This window comes from Micromonospora globosa (genome assembly GCF_000717585.1).
GTDB lineage: Bacteria > Actinomycetota > Actinomycetes > Mycobacteriales > Micromonosporaceae > Micromonospora > Micromonospora aurantiaca.
In genome coordinates, this window is sequence record NZ_JNZR01000004.1 from 170,607 (window position 1) to 192,118 (window position 21,512).

General features: G+C 70.9%; 25 protein-coding genes, 1 tRNA gene and 1 riboswitch. Of the genes, 17 read left to right on the forward strand and 9 right to left on the reverse strand.

Going from position 1 to position 21,512, the window contains the following annotated elements; translation table 11 throughout:
- Positions 1-4 precede the first annotated feature (4 nt).
- Entirely contained in the window at positions 5-1,015 is a 1,011-nt protein-coding gene (locus tag IF06_RS0106825) for a C40 family peptidase (protein ID WP_013283321.1), read from the forward strand.
- 70 nt (positions 1,016-1,085) lie between these two features.
- Here the strand turns inward: IF06_RS0106825 and IF06_RS0106830 are convergent, their stop codons facing one another.
- Complete coding sequence (locus tag IF06_RS0106830) at positions 1,086-3,119, reverse strand: N-acetylmuramoyl-L-alanine amidase (RefSeq protein WP_030269657.1); 2,034 nt, start codon at positions 3,117-3,119, stop codon at positions 1,086-1,088.
- A gap of 238 nt (positions 3,120-3,357) precedes the next feature.
- Positions 3,358-3,492, forward strand: a riboswitch (cyclic di-AMP (ydaO/yuaA leader).
- Between the two features lie 13 nt (positions 3,493-3,505).
- Between IF06_RS0106830 and IF06_RS0106835 the strand changes: the two genes are divergently transcribed.
- Entirely contained in the window at positions 3,506-4,537 is a 1,032-nt protein-coding gene (locus tag IF06_RS0106835; RefSeq protein ID WP_030269659.1) for an NlpC/P60 family protein, read from the forward strand.
- A 64-nt stretch (positions 4,538-4,601) separates the two neighbouring features.
- Here IF06_RS0106835 and dcd read toward each other — a convergent pair whose 3' ends face one another.
- On the reverse strand, positions 4,602-5,180 hold the full coding sequence (dcd, locus tag IF06_RS0106840; protein WP_013283324.1) for a dCTP deaminase: 579 nt from the start codon (positions 5,178-5,180) through the stop codon (positions 4,602-4,604).
- A gap of 78 nt (positions 5,181-5,258) precedes the next feature.
- On the opposite strand from dcd, the gene IF06_RS0106845 reads away from it, so the two are divergent.
- Positions 5,259-5,804 carry a pyridoxamine 5'-phosphate oxidase family protein gene (locus tag IF06_RS0106845; RefSeq protein ID WP_030269661.1) on the forward strand — a complete coding sequence of 182 codons (546 nt, stop codon included), beginning with the start codon at positions 5,259-5,261 and terminating at the stop codon, positions 5,802-5,804.
- A gap of 69 nt (positions 5,805-5,873) precedes the next feature.
- Here IF06_RS0106845 and IF06_RS0106850 read toward each other — a convergent pair whose 3' ends face one another.
- Positions 5,874-6,866 carry a zinc metalloprotease gene (locus IF06_RS0106850; protein ID WP_013283326.1) on the reverse strand — a complete coding sequence of 331 codons (993 nt, stop codon included), beginning with the start codon at positions 6,864-6,866 and terminating at the stop codon, positions 5,874-5,876.
- A gap of 244 nt (positions 6,867-7,110) precedes the next feature.
- Here IF06_RS0106850 and IF06_RS0106855 point away from each other — a divergent pair.
- The 4 genes from IF06_RS0106855 to IF06_RS0106870 all read left to right on the forward strand — a co-directional run bounded on the left by IF06_RS0106855 (position 7,111) and on the right by IF06_RS0106870 (position 9,072).
- Positions 7,111-7,184, forward strand: a tRNA-Gly gene (locus IF06_RS0106855).
- Between the two features lie 486 nt (positions 7,185-7,670).
- Positions 7,671-8,090 carry a hypothetical protein gene (locus IF06_RS0106860; protein ID WP_030269662.1) on the forward strand — a complete coding sequence of 140 codons (420 nt, stop codon included), beginning with the start codon at positions 7,671-7,673 and terminating at the stop codon, positions 8,088-8,090.
- An 87-nt stretch (positions 8,091-8,177) separates the two neighbouring features.
- The gene (locus tag IF06_RS0106865; protein ID WP_157551455.1) at positions 8,178-8,645 is read left to right on the forward strand and encodes an SRPBCC family protein; all 468 of its coding nucleotides are present in this window, start codon (positions 8,178-8,180) and stop codon (positions 8,643-8,645) included.
- 184 nt (positions 8,646-8,829) lie between these two features.
- On the forward strand, positions 8,830-9,072 hold the full coding sequence (locus IF06_RS0106870) for a hypothetical protein (protein ID WP_030269667.1): 243 nt from the start codon (positions 8,830-8,832) through the stop codon (positions 9,070-9,072).
- Positions 9,073-9,132: 60 nt separating this feature from the next.
- Here IF06_RS0106870 and IF06_RS0106875 read toward each other — a convergent pair whose 3' ends face one another.
- Positions 9,133-9,870, reverse strand: coding sequence for a hypothetical protein (locus IF06_RS0106875; RefSeq protein ID WP_030269669.1), 738 nt, complete (start codon positions 9,868-9,870; stop codon positions 9,133-9,135).
- Positions 9,871-9,985: 115 nt separating this feature from the next.
- Between IF06_RS0106875 and IF06_RS0106880 the strand changes: the two genes are divergently transcribed.
- Positions 9,986-10,531, forward strand: a complete 546-nt coding sequence (locus IF06_RS0106880; protein WP_013473378.1) for a hypothetical protein — start codon at positions 9,986-9,988, stop codon at positions 10,529-10,531.
- Here IF06_RS0106880 and IF06_RS0106885 read toward each other — a convergent pair.
- Entirely contained in the window at positions 10,509-10,811 is a 303-nt protein-coding gene (locus IF06_RS0106885; protein ID WP_013473379.1) for a hypothetical protein, read from the reverse strand. The genes IF06_RS0106880 and IF06_RS0106885 overlap by 23 nt on opposite strands.
- A 77-nt stretch (positions 10,812-10,888) precedes the next feature.
- On the opposite strand from IF06_RS0106885, the gene IF06_RS0106890 reads away from it, so the two are divergent.
- Complete coding sequence (locus IF06_RS0106890; RefSeq protein ID WP_013283333.1) at positions 10,889-11,500, forward strand: dihydrofolate reductase family protein; 612 nt, start codon at positions 10,889-10,891, stop codon at positions 11,498-11,500.
- Here IF06_RS0106890 and IF06_RS0106895 read toward each other — a convergent pair.
- Both IF06_RS0106895 and IF06_RS0106900 read right to left on the reverse strand, forming a co-directional pair.
- Complete coding sequence (locus IF06_RS0106895; RefSeq protein ID WP_030269671.1) at positions 11,479-12,045, reverse strand: GNAT family N-acetyltransferase; 567 nt, start codon at positions 12,043-12,045, stop codon at positions 11,479-11,481. The genes IF06_RS0106890 and IF06_RS0106895 overlap by 22 nt on opposite strands.
- A gap of 9 nt (positions 12,046-12,054) precedes the next feature.
- Positions 12,055-12,450: a VOC family protein gene (locus IF06_RS0106900; protein WP_030269673.1), complete on the reverse strand. Its 396-nt coding sequence runs from the start codon at positions 12,448-12,450 to the stop codon at positions 12,055-12,057.
- An 88-nt stretch (positions 12,451-12,538) separates the two neighbouring features.
- Between IF06_RS0106900 and IF06_RS0106905 the strand changes: the two genes are divergently transcribed.
- The 4 genes from IF06_RS0106905 to IF06_RS0106920 all read left to right on the forward strand — a co-directional run bounded on the left by IF06_RS0106905 (position 12,539) and on the right by IF06_RS0106920 (position 16,091).
- Positions 12,539-13,432 carry a LysR family transcriptional regulator gene (locus tag IF06_RS0106905; RefSeq protein ID WP_030269675.1) on the forward strand — a complete coding sequence of 298 codons (894 nt, stop codon included), beginning with the start codon at positions 12,539-12,541 and terminating at the stop codon, positions 13,430-13,432.
- Between the two features lie 30 nt (positions 13,433-13,462).
- Positions 13,463-14,029 carry an NUDIX hydrolase gene (locus IF06_RS0106910; RefSeq protein ID WP_030269677.1) on the forward strand — a complete coding sequence of 189 codons (567 nt, stop codon included), beginning with the start codon at positions 13,463-13,465 and terminating at the stop codon, positions 14,027-14,029.
- Between the two features lie 76 nt (positions 14,030-14,105).
- Positions 14,106-15,158, forward strand: a complete 1,053-nt coding sequence (locus tag IF06_RS0106915; protein ID WP_030269678.1) for a MerR family transcriptional regulator — start codon at positions 14,106-14,108, stop codon at positions 15,156-15,158.
- 21 nt (positions 15,159-15,179) lie between these two features.
- On the forward strand, positions 15,180-16,091 hold the full coding sequence (locus tag IF06_RS0106920; protein ID WP_013473385.1) for an LLM class flavin-dependent oxidoreductase: 912 nt from the start codon (positions 15,180-15,182) through the stop codon (positions 16,089-16,091).
- On the opposite strand, the gene IF06_RS0106925 is transcribed toward IF06_RS0106920, so the two are convergent.
- Positions 16,088-16,501, reverse strand: a complete 414-nt coding sequence (locus tag IF06_RS0106925) for an ASCH domain-containing protein (protein ID WP_013283340.1) — start codon at positions 16,499-16,501, stop codon at positions 16,088-16,090. The genes IF06_RS0106920 and IF06_RS0106925 overlap by 4 nt on opposite strands.
- A gap of 40 nt (positions 16,502-16,541) precedes the next feature.
- The gene (locus IF06_RS0106930; RefSeq protein WP_030269681.1) at positions 16,542-17,090 is read right to left on the reverse strand and encodes a phosphoribosyltransferase family protein; all 549 of its coding nucleotides are present in this window, start codon (positions 17,088-17,090) and stop codon (positions 16,542-16,544) included.
- A 160-nt stretch (positions 17,091-17,250) separates the two neighbouring features.
- Between IF06_RS0106930 and IF06_RS0106935 the strand changes: the two genes are divergently transcribed.
- From IF06_RS0106935 to IF06_RS0106950, 4 genes are all read left to right on the forward strand, one after another.
- Complete coding sequence (locus IF06_RS0106935; protein WP_030269683.1) at positions 17,251-17,883, forward strand: septal ring lytic transglycosylase RlpA family protein; 633 nt, start codon at positions 17,251-17,253, stop codon at positions 17,881-17,883.
- Between the two features lie 68 nt (positions 17,884-17,951).
- Entirely contained in the window at positions 17,952-19,076 is a 1,125-nt protein-coding gene (locus IF06_RS0106940; protein WP_030269685.1) for a PP2C family protein-serine/threonine phosphatase, read from the forward strand.
- A 119-nt stretch (positions 19,077-19,195) separates the two neighbouring features.
- Positions 19,196-21,052 (forward strand): acyl-CoA dehydrogenase, encoded by a 1,857-nt coding sequence (locus IF06_RS0106945; protein WP_013283344.1) that lies wholly within the window; start codon positions 19,196-19,198, stop codon positions 21,050-21,052.
- 185 nt (positions 21,053-21,237) lie between these two features.
- Positions 21,238-21,507: a DUF6458 family protein gene (locus IF06_RS0106950; RefSeq protein WP_013283345.1), complete on the forward strand. Its 270-nt coding sequence runs from the start codon at positions 21,238-21,240 to the stop codon at positions 21,505-21,507.
- Positions 21,508-21,512: the final 5 nt, after the last annotated feature.

The following is a 21,512-nucleotide window of genomic DNA, read 5'->3' on the forward strand; positions in this document are numbered from 1 at the left end:
GCCGGTGGCAACCACGCCCCCTCAACGTCACGCCCCGAGCGCTCCACCCGGCCGGCGGGCCGGGTTCCGACGGGTGGTACACGGTCTGGTCACCCTGGTCGCGGCCGCCGCGGTCGGCGCCGGAATGCTGACCGCCCCGGCGCACGCGGCGCCGTCGGTGGACGAGATCGACGCGCAGATCGACAAGCAGTGGCAGCAGCTCGAACCCACCATCGAGCAGTTCAACAAGGTCCGCTCGCAGCTTCGCGCCAACCAGAAGAAGTCCAAGGCGCTGAAGGACAAGATGGTGCCGCTGGAGCTGGCCTCCACGCTCGCCATGAACAAGGTCGGCGACATCGCGGCCCGCTACTACATCCAGGGCCCGTCGCAGGAGCTGGGCGCGCTGCTGGTGAACTCCAAGCCGGGCGCGCTGGCCGAGCAGCTGGTCATGCTGGACCGGATCGCCGAGGACCAGCGCCGCCAGATCGCCGGTGTGCTCAAGGTGCGCGACGAGTACAACAAGCAGAAGGAGAAGCTCGACGCGCTGATCGCGCTGGAGATCAAGCAGCAGAACGATCTCGCGGCGAAGAAGAAGCAGATCGACTCGGAGATCAAGCGGCTGACCGCCATGCTGCCGGTGACCTCGATCCGCCCGGCAGGCTGCCCCGCCGTCGACGGCGTGGTGAGCAGCGCCGCGCGGACCGCCATCAAGACGGCGTGCGCCCAGGTCGGTGACCCGTACGTGTGGGGCGCCACCGGCCCGAACTCGTTCGACTGCTCCGGTCTCACCCAGTACGCGTACAAGGCGGCGGGCATCTCGCTGACCCACTTCACCGGCGCGCAGTGGAACGAGGGCCGCAGGATCTCCCGCTCCGAGGCCCGCCCCGGTGACCTGGTGTTCTTCGGCTCCGACCTGCACCACGTCGGGCTCTATCTCGGCAACGGGGTGATGGTGCACGCGCCACGTACCGGCAAACCGGTCCAGGTGTCGAGCATCAGCACGATGCCGATCGCCGGCTTCGTCCGGGTCGCCTGACCCGGAACCCGGGCAGCGAGAAGGCCCCCGGTCCACGCGGACCGGGGGCCTTCCCGTGTGCGGTGCCGGGTCAGCGCGGCGCGCCGACCGGGGACGGCAGGATCAGCACGTCGTCCAGGTTCACGAACATGATCCGGTGACCGAACTGGACCTGCACGTAGCGGTTCTCGCCGCGGACCACGGTCCGGTCACCCGGTGCCGAACCGTCGAACGAGACCGCCCGGTAGTACTCGCCGGGCAGCACCCCGCCCACCGCGTACCGCTGGCCGGCGGCGAACGTGTACTGAAGCGGCGAGATGGTCTGGTACGGGATGGTGTCCGGGTAGGCGGCCTGCTCCGGGTAGGCCCGCCCGTACACCGGGATGGTGGCCTTGCCGGGCCGCGGCGTCACGACGAAGCCGGTGGCCCACTTGGCCGTCGGCGCGGAGGCCGGGTTGAGGAACCACGCCTTCTGACCGAGGTACCAGATCGCCGTCCAGTCGCCCTGGCGGCCGGCGAGCGCGTACGTCTGACCGGCGGAGGCGCGGGCGCCGTGGTCGGAGATGTACATGGTGTCCGGCGTGCCGTCCGGGCGCAGCCCGAGGTCGTTGACGAGCGGGGCGTCCGGGCTCGGCGCGGTCCGCAGGATCACCGACGAGGAGCCGCGCGACGGGCACGGCTGCGCCGGCGGCCGGGGCGTCGGGACGCCGGGCGGCTGCTGGTTGCAGCCGAAGAACGCCGGCCGGTTGGTGGCGAAGTCCGGGTCGATGGTGACCAGGCCGGTACGGGGCGTGCCGGTGCTGCGGAACGGCGCCTTCATCAGGTCGAAGTAGTGCGACCAGTCCCAGTACGGTCCCGGATCCCAGTGCATGCCGCCCACGTTGGCGGCGGTGATGCCGGGCACGTTGTCGTGGCCGATGATGTGCTGCCGGTCCATCGGGATGCCGAGCTTCAGCGCCAGGTGACGCACCAGCTTGGCGGAGGTGCGGTACATCGCCTCGGTGTACCAGGTGCCCTGACCGGCGAAGCCCTCGTGCTCCAGGCCGATGGACTTGGCGTTGACGTACCAGTTGCCGGCGTGCCAGCCGACGTCCTTGGTCTTGATGTGCTGGGCGATGTAGCCGTCCACCGAGCGCAGCGTGTAGTGCCAGCCCAGGTAGTCGGCCCGCTTCACCAGGTCGACGCTCGGGCCGAAGTAGCCCTCGGTGTCGTGGATGACGATGTACTCGATCTTCTGCTGCTTCGGCCGGTCGCCCAGGTCGTGGTTGCCGTAGTCGCCCGGGTCGTCGCTGAGCTGCTCGTACGGCGCGGGGATCCACTCGCAGGCCAGCCGCACCGGGCACTCCAGCCCGTCCGGCCGCTCGGCGTTGCGCAGGCCCAGGCGGGCCAGGCGGGAACGGTCCGGCTTCGCGGCGGTGGCGGCGAGCGTGACCCGCTGGCCGTCGTCGGTGGTGCGGCTGGCGCCCTGGCCGAGCTGGTCGTAGACCTCGTCGGCGAAGGCCGCCGCGGCGTCCGAGGTGTCCGCGCCGGAGTACCGGGCCACCGCGCCGTACCAGGCCGCCGGGTCGGTGCCGGCGCCGACCGGCCCACCCAGAGCCTTCTGGTACGACGCCAGCAGCGCGGCGCCACCGCGGATGTTCGCGGCCGGCTCGGTGCGCAGCGTGCCCGCGTCGAGCCCGGTGAGCGCGGCGGCGGCGTCGAGCGTCTGGAGCGAGGCCGGCGGCAGCGGGGTCTCCCGCTCCGGCGCGGCGGCGGTGGCCGGGTCGAGCTTCAGCGGCCGGGAGTCGTCGCCGCGCGGGTCCTCGTCCTCGTCGACGTGGGCGCTGCCCGGCATGGCGAGGATGTGCGCGGCGTCGGTCAGGTGCATCGGGCCGTAGCCGCCGCTGGTGCTCGGCTGCCCGGTGTGGGTGTCCCAGCGGGACTCCAGATAGGAGACACCGAGCAGTACGTTCTGCGGTACGCCGTACTCTGCCGCGGCGGCGGCGTATTGTTGTTGCCGGTCGCTCGCGGACGCAGACGTGTCCGGCGCGGCGGTCACCGGGCCGGTCGCCGCCAGCGCGGTGGCTGTCGCCACTGCGGCGGCGAGCAGTATCCGTCTGCCCGACGGCGGGGCGGAGAGGTGCATCGAACCTCCTGGACAGGGATGGGGGTCACTGCGTTTCCACCCTCACTCCGCACACCCGCGAGGGTCAATACCTTTCCAGTGAGTAATCAGCCTTGAAAGAAAATTTCACCTCCGACCGAGGTGCGGCGCCTCATCGCGTACGGAGTGTCACGGCGCTGGAAGTTGCGGATCGATAACGGTGGTCCCTACTCTGGTGAATCGTCGGCCGCACGTCTCACCGTCCAACCCGGTCGGTGACGGTCCGACACCGCCGAGTCGCCTCCGGGCGAGCCGGGGAACCAGGTACCTGGGGTGAATCCGCAGCGATGCGGTAGGGCGGCTCCCTTCCCGCCCGAATCCGTCAGCTAACCCGGTAGGCGGTACGGAAGAAGGAGTACGGACGCCCGGTGGCACTCCATGCCCCGCGGCCGTCGTCGAGCCGGTCGGTCGACCGGTCCACGGCTGTGCCGCGTACCCGCTGGTCCCGCTTCACCACAGCCCTCGCCGCTCTCGTCGGCACCGCAGTCATCCTGACCGGTGGCGCCACGGCGGCACACGCCGAACCCTCGGTCGCCGAGATCGAGGCGCAGATCGACCGCGACTGGAACAAACTCGAACCGGTCATCGAACAGGTCAACGCCGTACGCGAGCAGCTCGCCGCGCGGCGCAAGCAGGCCGACGCGCTCGGCCGGCAGATCGCACCCCTTCAGGCCCGGGTGGACGCCGCGCTCGGCCAGGTCGGCGGACTCGCCGCCGACGCCTACAAGGGTGACAACCTCTCCACCGTCAACGCGCTGCTGGGCAGCCGCTCACCCGGTGACCTGGTCAACGGCCTGGAACTGCTCGACCGCTTCGCGCACCGCCAGCACGAGCAGGTGCGCTCCGTCGCCGCGCTGCGCGACGAACTGGCGGCGAAGAAGAAGCCGCTGGACGAGATGATCGCCGGACTGGCGCGTACCGAGGCCCAGCTCGCGGCGAAGAAGAAGCAGATCGACGCCGAGATCGCCCGGCTGCAGAAGCTGCGGCTCAAGGTGTACGGCAACGGTGGCGGCGGCCCGCTGCGCCCGGCGCCCTGCCCCGCCGGTTACCCCGGTGGCGCTGCCGGAGCGGCGGTCAAGTTCGCCTGCGCCCAGATCGGCAAGATCTACGTGTGGGGCGCGGCCGGGCCGGATCACTTCGACTGCTCGGGCCTGACCATGGCGGCCTGGGCCAAGGGCGGTGTCTCGCTGCCGCACAACGCGCGCCAGCAGCACGGCATGACGAAGCGGGTGAGCCGGGCCGAGCTGCGCGCCGGTGACCTCGTCTTCTACTACAGCGACCTGCACCACGTGGCGATGTACGTGGGCGACGGCTGGGTGGTGCACGCCTCCCAGTCCGGCAAGCCGATCACCATGAAGCGGGTCGACGACGGCGACATCAACAGCTACGGCCGGGTGTAAGGAAGGGCCCCCTTTTAACGCCTCCGGTAGAGGAGGGGGCCCTTATTAACAACTGTGGGTGCCGTCAGCGGGTCGGCCAGGTGCGCCAGCTCTGCCAGGACCGGCTCGGCGTCGGTCCGCGCTGCCCCTGGTAACGCGACCCGTAGACGGCCGAGCCGTACGGGTGCTCGGCCGGCGAGGAGAGCCGGAAGATGCAGAGCTGGCCGATCTTCATGCCCGGCCAGAGCGTGATCGGCAGGTTCGCCACGTTCGACAGCTCCAGCGTGACGTGACCGGAGAAACCCGGGTCGATGAAGCCGGCGGTCGAGTGGGTCAGCAGCCCCAGCCGCCCGAGGCTCGACTTGCCCTCCAGCCGGCCGGCGAGCTGGTCACCCAGCGAGATCACCTCAAGGGTGGAGGCGAGCACGAACTCGCCCGGGTGCAGCACGAACGGCTGCCCCTCCGGCACCTCCACCATCGAGGTCAGGTCGTCCTGCTGGATCGACGGGTCGATGTGCGTGTAGAGGTGGTTGTTGAAGACCCGGAACAGCCGGTCCAGGCGTACGTCGATGCTCGACGGCTGCACCAGCGTGGGCTCGAAGGGCTCCAGCGCGAGCGTGCCGGCCTTGATCTCGGAGACCAGGTCGCGGTCGGAGAGCAGCATCGGAACACCATAGCGACAGGTGCCGGTGACCTGCGTGTCGCACTACATCTTCGTACACGTGTTCGATAGAGTGTCCACATGGCTTCCTGGTCCGAATTCGCCGCCGACGAGCCCCGCCTCGCCGACGAGATCCGCCTCCTGATGCAGCAGTACGGGCCGGGCTTCGGCTATCTCGCCACGGTCCGCGCCGACGGCGGGCCCCGGGTGCACCCGGTCTCCCCGGTGTTCACCGCCGACGGCCTCTGGTGCTTCGTCATCGACTCGCCGAAGCGCCGCGACCTCGAACGCGACGGCCGCTACGCGCTGCACTCGTTCCCGCCGGAGGAGAGCGACGACGAGGCGTACGTGGCAGGCCGCGCCCGGCCGGTGACCGACCCGGCCACGGTGGCCCGCCTGGCCCGGATCGGCCGCGCGTCGCCGCAGGGCGACTGGCGGCTGTTCGAGTTCACCGTCGAGGCGGCGATGCTGACGCGGCGCGACCCGGTGGCGCAGCCCGGCGCCGCTCCGCCGCAGGTGCGGGTCTGGCTCGATCCGCGCGCGGCCGAACCCGCCCGGCGTGACCCGCTCGCCGCCGAGGGGCGGCGTGGCCGGCACGGCTTCGACACCCGCCGCCCGGCCGCCTGACCCGGCCCACGACGAAACGGTGCCGGCCCCGTCCGAGGACAGGGCCGGCACCGGTACGCGGTACGACGGTCAGGCTGCGCGGTAGGCGTTCCACGCGGTGAGCATGCGGCTCGCCTGGCCAGCGGTGAACTGGTACATGCAGGAGTCGTACGTGTAGTCCATGAAGTTGGTGATCGGGTCCTTGCCGGCGGTCGAGCAGGTGTCGCGGCCGGTCGGGCACTGGTACGCCGGGGACGCCTCGGCCGGGGTGTCGGAGACGCTGTCGCCCGAGCCGGAGCAGCCGCCCTGGAAGGTGTGGTAGAGGTTCAGCCAGTGGCCGACCTCGTGGGTGCCGGTGTCACCCTGGTTGTAGTTGGTCGCGGTGCCGCCGGGCAGCGACTCGTTCAGCACGACCACGCCGTCCATCTTGTCCAGCGTCCGCTTCGGGAACGTCGCCCAGCCCAGCAGGCCGTTGCTCAGCTCGCCGAGGTAGATGTTCAGCGTGTTCTTGCCGCCCTCACGCAGCGAGGTCTTCATCGAGCGCTCGGCGGAGGAGCCCTGCACGATCGGGTACCACGACGGGTTCGTCACCCGGTTGATCTTCGTGAGCTGGAACCCGAAAGCGGTGGCGGCGCCGCCGGTCGAGCCCGCGTACGACTGGTTCAGCACGGTGATCTGCTGGTTGATCATCGAGTCGGTGATGTTGCCGCCGGCCCGGGTGCTGTTCTCCTGGATGACGTGCACGACGACCGGGATGGTCACGGTGGCCAGCGGGGCGACGGCGCCGGTCCGGAAGCTTGCCCGCTCGCGCTGCGCGGCGGCGAGGTCGGCCTCACGGTCACGGACCTGCTTGGCGGTCAGGTGGTTGGGGTCGAGCTTGGCGTTGCCACCCTTCGCGACGCGCGCGTTCGCGTGTTCGTCGGCGTGGGCGTCGGCCGGCTCGGCGCAGACGCCGGCCGGGGCGGCCGAGAAGGCCGAAGCAGCGGGGACGACGCCGACGGCGGCGGTGCTGAGCAGCAGCGCGAGGGTCGACGTCGCGACACCGGCGGTACGCCGGGTCAGCAGGTTGGGACGGAGTCCCATGGGCCCACCTCTTTCTGACGGCGTGCCAGGGGGTGTGTCACGCCGGTTCGGAAACGTGGGGCAGACGTTACATCCCATCGATGCATTTGAGAACGCCCATACGTTTCCGACGTTGGCGCTTGATCCACTCCAGCTCGGGTAGGTGGCGGGGTCAACCGCCCGCCGATGCCGCCACCTCGCCGAAGTGGCGCGCGGGCACCTGGATGCACAGGGGTGGTGACCTTCAGGTAGAGTGGTGCCGCCTGCGGGTGTAGTTCAATGGCAGAACATCAGCTTCCCAAGCTGACAGTGCGGGTTCGATTCCCGTCACCCGCTCCAGCGCGAAGGCCCTGATCAGGACGAGAGTCCCGAGTCAGGGCCTTCGATATTCAGTGGCCAGCCAGCCGACCGGTGTCATTAGCGTGCCGTCACGGTCCGGCCGAGGGTTGCGGCGGTTCCCCCTGGTTGGCCGTACCGGTCGTGGTCTCCGGCTGCGGGCCCTGCTGGGCGCCGCCTGCGCCGTCGGCGTCTCGAGCTACAAGCAGAGTGAGCCCACGGATGCCGCGCTCGATGATCCGCCAGGGCAGAAGTACGTCCCCCCAGCTCTTGATATCGAACGCCTTGATGATCTGCGGAGCCTGCCCAACGAGAACCTCCCCGTTGGGAGGTGGGCCATCGCGTAGCAAAAGACGAGCCAGGTGTACGTAGTTGTGCTGACGAGGGGGCATGCGACAGCTGGGCCCGAGGCCGGGCGCGAGGCCACCGCTTGTCGGCCGTCGTCGGTACGATCGCGCGATCCCCATCTGTTGATCAACGGAGAGAACCGTGCAACTGCGCCTGAAGTACGCGCCCGTGCCGGAGAACGCAGCCCGGTTCGCGGGCGACATCGTGGTGTCAGCGGCCCAGGTCAGCGGTGTGCACCTGGACTACACGCCGGACAGCCTGGCGGCCGTGGACGCCATCCTCGACGGCTTTCGGGCCGAGGGCCTCGCCGCTGGGCAGGTGGCAGAGACTCTCTTCGGCTTCGGTTGCTATGTCGGCGAGGTGCTGACCCGGCATGCGGGTGGACGGTGGCGCGCAACGGCGGCAGACGAACTGGCCGTCGTCGGATGGCCCATGGTGGTCGAGCTCGCCGGGCAGGGCTGGTGCAATCCGATCGCGAAGGCCTTCAAGCGCCTGGAGAACGGTCCGGAGGACAGCCTCCGGTACTTCTATGCAGTGTTCGCACCAGGCGGAGCCCGCTAGCGAGGGCGCGTAGCGCTGATCTCGCCCCCACCGTCGGCGGGTCGACTGACACAATGCGGCGTGCGCTCGCGTCTACGGTTGATCAGGGTGACGACGACTGCGGTCCAGGTACGGGAGACGGCCACCGTCGACCTGCCGACGAGCGCGGAGGCGGCCTTCGGCTTCATGGAGGATCCGGCCTCGTCGGTGGTGCTGGACGACTCGATTGAGATCGGCGTCACTCTGCCCGGACCGAAGGGAGTCGGCGAGATCCAGGCGTTCGTGCATCGGAGCCCCGACGGTCGACTGGGGATCATGCACGAGGTCGTCGAGGTCGAACCGGGACGTCGTGCCGTCACCCGTACGTTGACTTCCGGGTACTCCAGCGGCGGCGTGCTCACCGTTGTGCCGCTCGGGCCCGACTCGTGCCGTCTCACCCAGGAGTTCTGGGCGGAGCTTCCGGCAGGCGTACTGGTGGGGGTTGATGCGCAGTTACGCCACGAGTACCGGACGTGGCTCGCGGAGCTGATGCGGCGGCTCACCGCCTGGGCTGCTCACGCGCCCCGGTGCCGGTAGGTGCAGCCATTGCTCTCAGGCGCGAGCGTGGCCGGAGCTGGCTGGAGTCGAAGAAACTCCTGTGGCACCTAGTGGTGCCGGACCTTCGCGCGGTAAGGCTGCTGATTGAAAGCAGCGCTACTTGGGCTGATCGCCGTTCGAGAGCTGACCGGCGTGGTCGACAAAGGACGTGAGGTGCGCCGACTTGGCAGCAGAGCTGACGCGGGACGAGGCCATCGCCCTCGTCGAGCGGATCATGAGTGTCGACTACGCGGACGATGGTGAGCTGGGCGGCTGGCTGGACCAACTTGAGCGAGACCTCGCCTGCCCAGGCGGCTACGTCTCCAACCTGATCTACTGGAGCGACCCCGAGTTGACGGCTGCCGAGGTGGTTGACCGAGCCTTGGCCTACCAGCCGATCCAGATGCGGTCCACGCCATGGACGTAGCCGTCGCGAGGGCTCCCACCGCTTGTGATGCCACGAGCATTCGGCGCGCCGTCGCGAGGGCTATTTGTCCCACCGATCGGCGTAGGGCAGGGCGAGCAGGCCAATGTAATCAAGCACGTCGCTCGACGCGTTGTGTTCCCGTAGTGGGGTCGGCGCATGTCGTATCACCCACAGCGACAGCGCGGCGCCCCACGTGTCCTCCTTGTGCCAACTCGACCAGGGGAGCCTGTCGACCACCAGGTCGTCCACCCACTCCTCCACGGCCGTGACCAGCCGTCGTCGGGCCACCGCGTCGGCCAGCGACTCCGTCCAGACAGCCAACCACGGGGTGAGCTTGCCGGTGGTCTCGGCGATGAGTTCCAGGGCCTCGTGAGCGGGCACCTTCGCATCGGGCTCGACCAGGGCATGCAGCCACCAGGCGTCCAGGAACTCCCGCAGAGCGTCCCGCTGCCCCTTGGGCCATTCCTGCCAGCGGGCGGTGGTGAACAAGTACCCGAGGCTCTCCATCCCGGCCATGGGCATCACTCGGCCGGCCACGAGGCTCCGGGTCAGTTGGGGCAGGATCCGGCGCAGCAGCGGGCCGGGATAGCGCCAGTCCGTGGTCCAGTACGTGCGACGGAGCAGGTCCTCGTCGAGCGGCACGTCCGGCGTCTTCAGCAGTGCCAGTTCCTCCGCGCTGCCCCAGTGGCACTCGCAGTTGGACTCCTGCCGGTGCGCCGTCATGCCCTGGAACGTGGCGGCCGCACCCGCCAGCGCCTTCTCCAGGAGGTCGCTTACCTCAGTCCGATCGGGGATCATGGCGAATCCGCCTTCGAGGACTCCGGAGGCGTACGCCTGCCGAAGAGAGTGATCTTACGGTGAAGGCGAGGTGGGACGTGCACCCGACCAACGATCATCTGCCGGAGGAAGCCAAATGACACCGAATGCTTCGCCGACCGTGGATCGACTCGCCGGCCTGTTCGACTGGGACGGGGCGACGGAGACGGAGATCGACTGGACGGCTCTCACCGAGGCGGCAGGCCATCCCTTTCCCGAGGACTACCGACGCTTCGTCGAGCGCTTCCCACACGGCAGCATCGGCTTCCTGGAAGTGCTTCATCCTTCCGACTGGGGCGTACCGGAATTCCTCCGGTACGCGCGGAACTGGCATCACGTGATGAACAAGAGGGCGGAGTGCACAGGAGGGTTCCCGTACCACTTCGGCACCTCACCGGGAGACCTCCGGGTCTGGGGAGCCGTGAACTTCGACTATCTGCTCTGCTGGCACCTCGACGACGGTCCTCCCGAGCAGTGGCCGACGGTGGTCTGCGATACCGCCCTGATCGACCCGCCCGAGCCCTACGCCGGCACTGCCACCGCATTGCTTGTCGAGATCGCGGAACTGAGGAACCCGGTGCCGGTGATCGGGTACGTCACGGAGATCGACGGGGTGCCCTTCAGGCTCGTCCGGCACGAGTAGAGCGGGTCCACTGGCCCGGACGGATCCAGGTCTGCCCATCGCCGGGCCGGACCCGCACGGAGTCGCCCAGGTCCAAGGCGGCGAGCACCCCGAAGACGGCGTCCAGGACGGCTCGTCGGTCCGCCGTCACAAGGACGTCGACGTCGAGGTGGGAGCCGTGCTCGCTTGTTCCGGCACCGGTCACCTCGCCGCGCCCGACGAGAGCCTCGTTGAGGGCGTCTTCGAGGTCGTCGCGATCGATGTCGATCTGCCCGTCGATGACCAGTTCCACGAAATCCATCACGTACACCTCGGCGATGAGTTGCGGGTCGTTGACGGGTCTGACGGGGGACGAGCGGAAACCGGAGGAGCGGACCCATGGGCAAGCTGATCGTGACAGAGTTCCTGACCCTCGACGGCGTGGCGCAGGCGCCCGGTGAGCCCGACGAGGACCGCGAGGGCGGCTTCAGCCACGGCGGCTGGCAGATGCCGCTGCTCGACGAGAAGTCCGGCGCGGTGATGTTCCAGCAGGCGAGCAGCATGGACGCGCTGCTGCTGGGCCGCAAGACGTACGACATCTTCGCCGGCTACTGGCCGAAGGCGCCTGCGGACATCCCCTTCACCGGCCTGCTGAACGGTGTGCCGAAGTACGTGGCCAGCCGCACGCTCGCCGAGCCGCTCACCTGGACGAACTCGTCGCTGGTAAAAGGTGACCTCGCCGAGCGCGTCACCGAGATGAACGGCCGCCACGGCGAGGTCCACGTGATCGGCAGCCTGGACCTGGTGCAGTCGCTGCTGCGCCTCGGCCTGGTCGACCGGCTCAACCTGTGGGTGTACCCGGTGGTGCTCGGCACCGGCAAGCGCCTGTTCGGCGAGGGGACGGTGCCGAGCGCGTTGCGGCTCACCGAGTCGGTCACCCACGCCCACGGCACGCTGCAACTGACGTACGAGCCGGCCGGAGCGCCCACCTACGGGGACGCGGCGGCGTAGGGCGCGCCGAGGTCGAGCACGTGCCGCAGGCCGGGCTCCCCGTCCAGATCCACCTCGCAGCCGGACACCGAACCGCTGCGCACCGAACCGTCGTGCACCGAATCGCCGCGCACCGAACCGTCGAGCACGAAACCGGCGCGCTTGAGCACCGCCAGCGAGGCCGGGTTCGCCAGGGCCGCCGAGGCGACCAGCCGGCGCAGCCCGTACTCGGTGCGGGCCAGTTCGCAGACGTGCCGTACGCCTTCACTCGCGAGCCCGCGCCCGGCGGCGCGCTCGGCCACCCGGTAGCCCAGCTCGGCGCTGCCGCCTGCGACGTCGACCAGGTTGAACCTCCCGAGCACGGCGCCGTGGTCGCCGACCAGCACGTGGAAGTGGCAGGTGCCGCGTTCCTGCTCGTCCAGCAGGGCCGCGTGCCGGGCGGCGTACCCGGTGAAGAAGTCGTCGCCCCGGTCGGGGACGTACCGGGCGAAGTAGGCCCGGTTCTCCCGCTCGAACCGCAGCACGGCGGGTGCGTGGTGGGCGGCGAGTCGTTCCAGCTCCGGCATCGGAACAGGTTAGGCGTCGGCCGGGTAGCAGCGCAGTTCGATTGTGTTGCCGTCCGGGTCGCTGACGTAGATCGAGGTGGCGGTGCCGCGTGCACCGAAGCGCGGGACCGGGCCGGTCAGCACGGTGAAGACGCCGGAGTCGACCACCCGCTGCCAGTCGACCGGCTCCACCACGAGGCAGAAGTGGTCCACGTTGGACCCGGTCGGGTCGCCCTCGATCAGGTCGATGATGGTGCCGGCGTCGACGCGTACGGAGGGGAACGGCACCTCACCGGCCCGCCACCTGTCGACCCGCACCGGGGCCAGGCCGAGCGTGCCGCAGTAGAAGTCGAGGGAACGCTCGACGTCGCTCACCGAGAGGACGAGGTGGTCGAAACCGGTCACCGTCACGAGATGGTTGTGCATGCCGTCAACCCTGGTCCGGCGCGCCGTCCGGACCAACCCCGATCCGGACTACGATCGTTGACCCGCAGGCAACGACGGAGGTGCTCCGGTGCTGGAGCGGTACGAGGTCGAGACGTTCCTGACCCTGGCCGAGGAACTGCATTTCGGGCGGACCGCCGAGCGGCTGCGGGTGAGTACCGGCCGGGTCAGCCATGTGGTGCGCAAGCTGGAACGCCGCATCGGCGCGCCGCTGTTCGAGCGGACCAGCCGGGTCGTCCGGCTCACCCCGATCGGCGCCCGCCTGGCCGAGGAGATGCGCCCGTTGGTGGCCGGCATCGAGGCGGCTGTGCAGCGGGCCGTCGACGCCGGGCGCGGGCTCACCGGCGAGCTGCGGGTGGCGTATGTCGGTGAGTCGACAGCTCCGGTGCTGCTGCGCGCGGTGGCCCTGTTCACCGAGCGCCACCCGGACTGCGAGGTGCACGTGCACGAGGCGCCGCTGGCCAGCACCCGGTCGAGTCTGCTGGACGGCACGATCGACGTGCTGATCGCCTCGTACCCCTTCGACGGCATGGCGAACGGCCCGGTGCTGCTGCGCGAGCGCCGGGTGCTCGCGGTGGCCGCTGATCATCCGCTGGCGGCCGAGGAGTCGGTGTCGCTGGAGGTGCTGGGCGACCATCCGGTGGTGCAGTACCCGGCGGTGACGTCGGCCGCGTTCAAGCAGGACCGCACGCCGGACCGCACCCCGTCCGGCCGCCCGGTGCCGAAGGGCCCGGTGGGCGGCAGCTTCTCGGAGATGCTGGCGCTCGTCGCGATGGGGCGCGGGGTGCTGCCGGTGGGCGAGCAGGCCCGGCAGTTCTACGCCCGCCCGGACGTGGCCTACGTGCCGATCCACGACGCACCGCCGATCAGTCGCGGTCCGGTGTGGCCAGCCGGGAACAGCACCTCCCGGGTACGTGAGTTCGTCCGCGCGGCTGCCGACGCCAACCCGCTGCCGCCGGACTGACCGTCGTACCCGGCTGGCAGCATCGGCGGGATGCGGGACGAGATCCGGGCACTGGTCGAGGAACTGTCACCGGGAGACGAACTGGAGGCGCGGCACCGGGAGGCGGCGCTGACCTGGCTGGCCGGCACGGATGACGTCTTCCGCCGGGTCAAGCCGCGTACGCCGTCGCCGCACCTGGTCGCGTACTTCCTGCTCCGCGACCCGGCCGACGGCGCGGTGCTGCTCGTCGACCACCGCCTCGCGGGGATGTGGCTGCCCAGCGGCGGTCACGTCGAGCCCGGTGAGCACCCGGCCGACACGGTGCGCCGCGAACTGCGGGAGGAACTGGGCGTGGCGGCGGTCTTCGCGCCGCCGTTCGGCGAGCGCCCGGCGTTCCTCACCGTCACCGAGACGGTCGGCCCGCCCGAGCACCGGCACACCGACGTGAGCCTCTGGTACGTGCTGGACTCGCACCGTGACCAGCGGTTCACGCCCGATCCGGTGGAGTTCGCGGGCATCCGCTGGTGGACGCCGGCCGAGGTGAGTGAGGCCCGGGCCGGCACGATCGAGCCGCATCTGGGCCGGATGCTGACCAAACTGGCGACAGCGACGCCTTGACCCGTCCCCTGCGGCAAGGCCCAGCGTGACCGGTGCCGGTCGCGGTGACCGGCACGAGGAGCGCGAGGGAGGCACGGTGCGACTGCTGACCATCGGCGCGTTCGCCCGCGCGACCGGCCTGAGCGCCAAGGCGCTGCGCATCTACGACGACTGCAGGCTGCTGCCCCCTGCTGCTGTGGACCCGCACTCGGGCTACCGCTACTACGCGCCGGAGCAGGCGGACCGGGCACGGCTGATCGCCGGGCTGCGCCGGGCCGGGATGCCGCTGGCCGAGATCCGTACCGTCTGCGGCCTTCCGCCCGCTGCCGCCGCCGAGGCGCTCGACGCCTGGTGGCGGCGGGTCAGCGCGGACACCGCGGCGCGCGGCCGGGCCGTTGCGCTCCTCGTCGACAGGCTCAGCGAGAGGGGCACCACCATGTCCGAGACCACCTTCCGGTACGCGACGCGCTGCGAGACCGGCACGGTCCGCGACTCCAACGAGGACACCGCGTACGCGAGCGCGGCGCTGCTCGCGGTCGCCGACGGCGTACGCGGTCCGGCCGGGTCCACTGCCGGCGCGGCGGCCGTGGACGCGCTGCGGCCGTTGGAGCAGGCGGACGCGTCGGGGGCCGATCTGCTCGCCGCGCTGGCCGACGCGGTGACCCGGGCCGACCGGGCGGTACGCGCGCACGCCACCGACGCCGACCAGCCCGCCACCACGCTCACCGCGCTCGTGCGACGTGGCACCCGGCTCGCGCTGGTGCACGTCGGGGACAGCCGGGCGTACCTGCTGCGCGGCGGCGAGCTGTCCCGGCTCACCCAGGACCACACGTACGTGCAGACGCTCGTCGACCAGGGGCGGCTCACGCCGGCCGAGGCCCTGGCGCATCCGCAGCGCGCGTTGCTGGCCCGGGCGCTCGGCGCGGGCGCGGAGGTGGAGGCGGACCTGGCGCTGCGTACCGCGCTGCCCGGCGACCGCTACCTGCTCTGCTCCGACGGCCTCTCCGCCGTGGTGGACCCGGGCGCGCTGCACGCCGCGCTGGCCGAGGCGGACGATCCGGAGAGCGCCGTCGAGCGCCTGGTCGAGCAGGCGTACGCGGCCGGCGCGCCGGACAACATCGCCTGCGTGGTGGCCGACCTGGCGGCGTGATCCCCCGCGACCCGGGCCGGGATGTCCGGCCCGGGTCGTACCCTGGCGATCATGCGAATCGGCATCGTGATCCTGCCCGACCAGCGTTGGTCGGAAGCGCGTCGGCGGTGGGCCCAGGTGGACGAGTGGGGCTTCGACCACGCCTGGACCTACGACCACCTGGGCTGGCGTGACCTGGTCGACGGGCCGTGGTTCGACTCGTGGACGACGCTCACCGCGGCGGCCGGCGTGACGTCCCGGGTGAAGCTCGGGACGCTCGTGGCGTCGCCGAACTTCCGGCACCCGGCGGCGTTCGCCAGGCAGGTGACGGCGCTCGACGACGTGTCGGACGGCCGGGTGCTGCTCGGTCTCGGCGCGGGCGGCATCGGCTTCGACTCGGCGGTGCTCGGCGGCGAGACGCTGCCGCCCCGGCAGCGCGTGGACCGGTTCGCCGAGTTCACCGAGCTGCTCGACCTGATTCTGCGGGAGGACGGCACGACCTGGCGCGGGGAGTGGTTCACCGCCGTGGACGCGCGCAACAACCCGGGTTGCGTCCAGCAGCCCCGGGTGCCGTTCGTGATGGCCGCGAACGGTCCCCGCTCGATGCGGCTGGTCGCCCGTTTCGGGCAGGGCTGGGTCACCACCGGGCTCGGCGGCGACGACATCGAGGCGTGGTGGGGCACGGTGGCGGAGTTGTCGGACCGGATGACCCGGACGCTGGAGCAGGCCGGCCGTGACCCGGCGACGCTCGACCGCTACCTGTCGCTCGACTCCGCGCCGGTGTTCTCCCTCACCAGCGCCGACTTCCTCGCCGAGCAGGTGGCCCGGGCGGCCCGGCTGGGCTTCACCGACGTGGTGACGCACTGGCCCCGGGCCAGCAGCTGGTACGCGGGCGACGAGGCCGTGCTGGTGGAGGCGGCGGCGCTGCTGCCGGAGCTGCGCCGGGCCGGCTAGGTGCCGACGCTGCCCTCGGTGGAGACCAGCCGGAACCGGAGGCAGACGATCCGGGTGTCGTCGGTGACCGGGGTGCCCTGCCGGGCCCAGTAGGCGCCGTGGCCCTCGCGCCACTCCTCGATCGACCGGTCGCCCTCGCCCTCGGCGCGGGCGAAGTCCCATGGCACGTCGGCGAAGCGCACCACCTCGACGCCGGTGACCTCCACGACGCCGACGAGCGCGTCGTTGTCGTCGACCAGGACCAGTCGCTCGCCGACGTACTCCAGTTCCTCGTTCTCGTCGTCGTACTCCTGGACCAGCCCGGCGGTGGCGGTCTTCGCGCCGGAGAGGACGAGGGTGTTGAGCCGGGTACGCAGCTCGCCGGGCGTGCCGAGGGCGAGTGCGCGCAATCCACCGATGCGGGGCCACATGCCGCCGACGCTACGGCATGCTCCGCCACGGCCGACGGGCTCACGGCAGGTCGGCGCCGGTGAGCAGGGCGCGCAGCCTGAGCCGTGCGGCGACCTCGGGCGGGCAGGTCGCGACCAGTGCGGCGGCCCCGATCAGGCCGGCCCCGGCGTCCCGGACGACCCGGCACAGCGCGTCCAGTTGCGCGCCGGTGTCGACCCAGTCGTCGACGAGCAGCACCCGGTCGCCGGGGTTCAGCCGCCGGCCGTCCACGCCGACCCGCAGCCGCCGTCCCCGGTAGTCGGGAGGCGTCTCGGCCCAGCGCGTCGGCCCGGCCCGGCGTCGCTCGCCGCCGTTCTTGTACGCGGGCAGGAACCCGGCTCCGGCGGCGACCGCCACCAGTGGGCCGAGCAGCAGCCCGGTCACCTCGGGGGCGATCACGACGGTCGGGCGGTCCTCGGGGAACAGCCCGGCCAGGGCCGGCCCGACCTGGGCGAGCACGTCGGGGTCACGCCACCAGCCGGAGATGTCGCTGACCAGGTGGGTGCTGCCCGGGCCGGGGTCGATCCACTCGAACAGCTCGACCAGGCGACGACTCAGCACGGTTTCCATCCTGGCGGATCGGTGGGCCGTTCGGCCGATCGACAGTGGCGTGATCGGCTACACGTACCAGGGTAAATGCGGGCATAGCACCATGATCACGTTGACTTCGGAAGTGCTTCTCTCGTTACGGTCCGGGCCGGTTTGTTCAGTTGACGAAAGGACCGGGCCGGTGGCTGCTAGGCACCTTCGTACCCGCAAGTTCTCCTCGCCCGCCGCCATCGCCGCGACCGCGGCGGTCGGCGTGGCGCTCGCGGTCGGCGGTACCGTCGGCGCCGTGCGGCTCACCTCCGCCGAGCCGCCCGCCGAGCCGGCCGTGGTCGAGTCGCTGCCCAGCACGCCCGCCCCCACGTCGGCCGCCCCCTCGCCGAGCGCGTCCGCCTCGCCGAGCGCGAGCCTCAGCCCGTCGCCGAAGGCCACCCCGAGTCCGAAGGCGAGCCGCACCCAGGCGGCCTCCCGCAGCAAGGCCCGGACCGCCTCCCCGTCGCCGACGGCGAAGAAGACGAGCAGCCCGAAGGTCGTGGACAGTGGCTCCTGCGGCGCGTCCTTCTACGCCGAGGGCCAGATGACGGCGAACGGCGAGACGTTCAACCCGGACGCGCTCACCGCCGCGCACAAGACGCTGCCGTTCAACACCAAGGTCCGGGTGACCAACCCGGCAAACGGCAAGTCGGTGGTGGTGCGGATCAACGACCGTGGCCCGTTCATCGACGGCCGGTGCCTGGACCTGTCCCGCGCCGCGTTCGCGACCATCGCCGCCACGAGCCTCGGTCACGTGAACGTCCGGTACGAGGTGCTCGGCTGACCGGCCAGTCGGGCAGAACTTCCACGACCGACGGGCCAGGTTCATTCTCCCGTTCACGTCCATCAGGCATGCTGTCGGATGTACGCACGCAACCCTTCCAGCCGGGCCGAGGCCCGCTGAGTCCCGGATCCCGCGCCGGTCTCGGCGCGGCCCTCGCGCTGCTCGCGATCGTGGTCGCGGTGGAGCTGGCTGACGGCCGCCCGGCGCACTACCTCGCGCTGATGGTCGTCGCGCCGTTCCTCGCGGCGGCACTGGCGTCCTGGCGGGTGGTGCTCGCGGTCGGCGGCCTGGCCACCGCCATCGGGATCGGCTTCGCCGTCGCCGAACGGGGCAGCCCGCTGGTGACAGTGGTCAACGTGACAGCCGTCGGGGTGGCCACCGCGATCGCGGCTGCGACGGCGGCGATACGCCAGCGCCAGGCGGACCGGATCGCGGAGCTGTCCCGGCTCGCCTCGGTCGCCCAGCAGGCGGTGCTGCGGCCGCTCGGCCCGCAGGTAGGCACGCTCGCGGTGGCCGCCCGGTACATCTCCTCCACCGCGACGGCCGAGATCGGCGGCGACCTGTACGAGGTGATGGACACCCCGTACGGCGTCCGCATGATCATCGGTGACGTACGGGGCAAGGGGCTGGACGCGGTCCGCCTGGCCAGCATCGTGCTCGGTTCCTACCGGCACGTCGCGTACGAGCGGGCCGATCTGCGCGCGGTGGTGACCGACCTGGACCGCGCGGTGGCCCGCAACGTCGGCGACGAGGACTTCGTCACCGCGGCCCTGGTCGAGGAGCGCGGCGGCACGCTCACCATCGTCAACTGCGGGCACCCCTCGCCGCTGCTGCTGCGCCGGGGTGCGGTGATCCCGCTGGAGCCGCCCGCGCCCGCGCCGCCGCTCGGCTTCATGCCCGTGGTCCGGCCCCGGGTGGAGCGGCTGGAACCGGGCGACCGGCTGCTGCTGTTCACCGACGGCCTGGGCGAGGCGCGCCGGGACGGCGAGTTCTTCCCCACCGCCGACCGGGCCTGGCGGCTGCTCGGCCACGGCACCGTCGCGGACGGGCTGGCCTCGCTGGAGACCGCCCTGGTCGAGTGGGTGCACGGCCGGCTCGACGACGACATCGCGCTGGTCCTGATGGAGTACGTCGGCGCGCGCAACACCACCGCCACGCCGGTTCCGAGCTGGGAGGTCGGCGCCGCCGACTGATGAACGGGAAGTGTGTAATCGCTGTCACTTCCGAGATCCGCTTGTCGTTGCCTACCGGTGAGTAATACAGTCTGGAGTTACTGATCGGTAACACCTGTCCGGAAGCGGGGCCAGCGAGCATGACCCACTACAAGAGCAATGTGCGGGACCTCGAGTTCAACCTGTTCGAGGTATTCGGGGCGGACCGGACGCTCGGCCAGGCGCCGTTCACGGACCTGGACGTCGACACGGCCCGCAGCTTCCTCGGCGAGGTCGACCGCCTCGCCCGCGAGGACCTGGCCGCCAGCTACTCGGACAGCGACCGCAATCCGCCGGTCTTCGACCCGGCGACGTTCACCGCGCCGCTGCCGGAGTCGTTCAAGAAGTCGTACAAGGCGTTCATGGACTCCGAGTTCTGGCGCCTGGACCTGCCGGAGTCCCTGGGCGGCACGAACGCCCCGCGCGCCCTCTGGTGGTCGCTCGCCGAGCTGGTGCTCGGCGCCAACGCCCCGATCTGGATGTACGCCTCCGGCCCGTCCTTCGCGCACGTGCTGCACGTCGAGGGCACCGAGGAGCAGAAGAAGTGGGCCCGGCTGTTCATCGACAAGCAGTGGGGCTCGACCATGGTCCTCACCGAGCCGGACGCCGGCTCCGACGTGGGCGCCGGCCGTACCCGCGCGATCCAGCAGCCGGACGGCTCGTGGCACATCGAGGGCGTGAAGCGCTTCATCACCTCCGGTGAGCACGACCTGAGCGACAACATCGTCCACTACGTGCTGGCCCGCCCGGTCGGCGTCGAGGGCGTCGGCGGTCCGGGCACCAAGGGCCTGTCGCTGTTCGTCGTGCCGAAGTACCACTTCGACGCCGAGACCGGCGAGCTGGGCGAGCGCAACGGCGTCTACGCGACGAACGTCGAGCACAAGATGGGCCTGAAGGTCTCGAACACCTGCGAGGTGACCTTCGGCGAGCACGGCGTACCGGCCAAGGGCTGGCTGCTGGGCGAGAAGCACGACGGCATCCGCCAGATGTTCATGATCATCGAGTACGCCCGGATGCTGGTCGGCACCAAGGCGATCGCCACGCTCTCCACCGGCTACCTCAACGCCCTGGAGTACGCCAAGAACCGGGTGCAGGGTGCCGACCTCGTCCAGATGACCGACAAGACCGCCCCGCGGGTGACCATCACCCACCACCCGGACGTGCGCCGCTCGCTGCTGCTGCAGAAGTCGTACGCCGAGGGCCTGCGCGCGCTGGTCTGCTACACCGCGAGCTGGCAGGACAAGGTCGCGATCGCCGAGGCGGCCGGTGACGAGAAGGCCACCAAGCTGGCGAAGCGCGTCAACGACCTGCTCCTGCCGCTGGTCAAGGGCGTCGGTTCGGAGCGGGCGTACGAGCTGCTCGGCCACGAGTCGCTCCAGACGTACGGCGGCTCCGGCTTCCTCCAGGACTACCCGCTGGAGCAGTACGTCCGGGACGCCAAGATCGACACCCTGTACGAGGGCACCACCGCGATCCAGAGCCTCGACCTGATCTTCCGGAAGATCGTCCGGGACAACGGCAAGGCCCTGATGGCGGTCGCCGCCGAGATCCAGGAGCACATCGCCTCCGAGGCCGGCAACGGCCAGCTCAAGGAGGAGCGTCAGGCGCTCGGCAAGGCGCTCGCCGAGATCCAGAACATCCTCGGCGTGATGACCGGCTGGCTTGGTGAGGCCCAGGGCGGCGACACCCGCGCGCTCTACAAGGTCGGCCTGAGCAGCCGCCGGTTCCTGCTGGCGATCGGCGACCTGGTGGTCGGCTGGCTGCTGCAGAAGCAGGCGGACGTGGCTCTGAAGGCGCTGGCCGGCGAGGTCTCCGCGGCCGACAAGTCCTTCTACACCGGCAAGGTCGCCGCGGCCCGGTTCTTCGCCCGCGAGGTGCTGCCCCGCATCGGCGCCGACCGCCGGATCATCGAGGGCACCGACCTGGAGATCATGGACCTCCCGGAGGAGGCTTTCTGAGCCCTTCCGGGGGCTTTCACCCCTGACACGTCACTCTCCCCCTCATGACGACGGCCGGCGGGCTGGTGCCCGCCGGCCGTCGTCGTGCGTGCGCCCCGGGTGGATAGGCGGCCCGGTGGCGGGTAACCGTCGCGGACCACGACCGGAGTACGCCCAAGGCCATCGCACGGGGGAGTGCAGCGCACATGGGCATTGGTAGCGCCATCTTTCTCATCGCGCTCGGCGCGATCATGACCTTCGCCATCCGGGCCAACGTCTGGTGGATCGACCTGCGCGCGGTCGGCTGGGTGTTCATCCTGGCCGGGCTGGGCGTTCTGCTGACCACGCTGTGGTTCTGGCAGGACCGCCGCAAGCGGGCCCGCACGCTCATCGTGGAGGAGAACCGGCTCTCGCATCCGACAGCGATGATGCCGCCGCCGCCCGACCCGCCGCCGCCGACCGCGCCGCCGTCCTGACGCCG

Excerpts from the sequence above, each read along its gene's own strand:
- IF06_RS0106830 (WP_030269657.1), bottom strand. The coding sequence starts at position 3,119 with ATGCACCTCTCCGCCCCGCCGTCGGGCAGACGGATACTGCTCGCCGCC.
- dcd (WP_013283324.1), bottom strand. The coding sequence starts at position 5,180 with ATGCTGCTCTCCGACCGCGACCTGGTCTCCGAGATCAAGGCCGGCACG.
- IF06_RS0106845 (WP_030269661.1), top strand. The coding sequence starts at position 5,259 with ATGGCTTCCTGGTCCGAATTCGCCGCCGACGAGCCCCGCCTCGCCGAC.
- IF06_RS0106850 (WP_013283326.1), bottom strand. The coding sequence starts at position 6,866 with ATGGGACTCCGTCCCAACCTGCTGACCCGGCGTACCGCCGGTGTCGCG.
- IF06_RS0106875 (WP_030269669.1), bottom strand. The coding sequence starts at position 9,870 with ATGATCCCCGATCGGACTGAGGTAAGCGACCTCCTGGAGAAGGCGCTG.
- IF06_RS0106880 (WP_013473378.1), top strand. The coding sequence starts at position 9,986 with ATGACACCGAATGCTTCGCCGACCGTGGATCGACTCGCCGGCCTGTTC.
- IF06_RS0106885 (WP_013473379.1), bottom strand. The coding sequence starts at position 10,811 with ATGGATTTCGTGGAACTGGTCATCGACGGGCAGATCGACATCGATCGC.
- IF06_RS0106890 (WP_013283333.1), top strand. The coding sequence starts at position 10,889 with ATGGGCAAGCTGATCGTGACAGAGTTCCTGACCCTCGACGGCGTGGCG.
- IF06_RS0106895 (WP_030269671.1), bottom strand. The coding sequence starts at position 12,045 with ATGCCGGAGCTGGAACGACTCGCCGCCCACCACGCACCCGCCGTGCTG.
- IF06_RS0106900 (WP_030269673.1), bottom strand. The coding sequence starts at position 12,450 with ATGCACAACCATCTCGTGACGGTGACCGGTTTCGACCACCTCGTCCTC.
- IF06_RS0106910 (WP_030269677.1), top strand. The coding sequence starts at position 13,463 with ATGCGGGACGAGATCCGGGCACTGGTCGAGGAACTGTCACCGGGAGAC.
- IF06_RS0106920 (WP_013473385.1), top strand. The coding sequence starts at position 15,180 with ATGTCCGGCCCGGGTCGTACCCTGGCGATCATGCGAATCGGCATCGTG.
- IF06_RS0106925 (WP_013283340.1), bottom strand. The coding sequence starts at position 16,501 with ATGTGGCCCCGCATCGGTGGATTGCGCGCACTCGCCCTCGGCACGCCC.
- IF06_RS0106930 (WP_030269681.1), bottom strand. The coding sequence starts at position 17,090 with ATGGAAACCGTGCTGAGTCGTCGCCTGGTCGAGCTGTTCGAGTGGATC.
- IF06_RS0106940 (WP_030269685.1), top strand. The coding sequence starts at position 17,952 with ATGCTGTCGGATGTACGCACGCAACCCTTCCAGCCGGGCCGAGGCCCG.
- IF06_RS0106945 (WP_013283344.1), top strand. The coding sequence starts at position 19,196 with ATGACCCACTACAAGAGCAATGTGCGGGACCTCGAGTTCAACCTGTTC.
- IF06_RS0106950 (WP_013283345.1), top strand. The coding sequence starts at position 21,238 with ATGGGCATTGGTAGCGCCATCTTTCTCATCGCGCTCGGCGCGATCATG.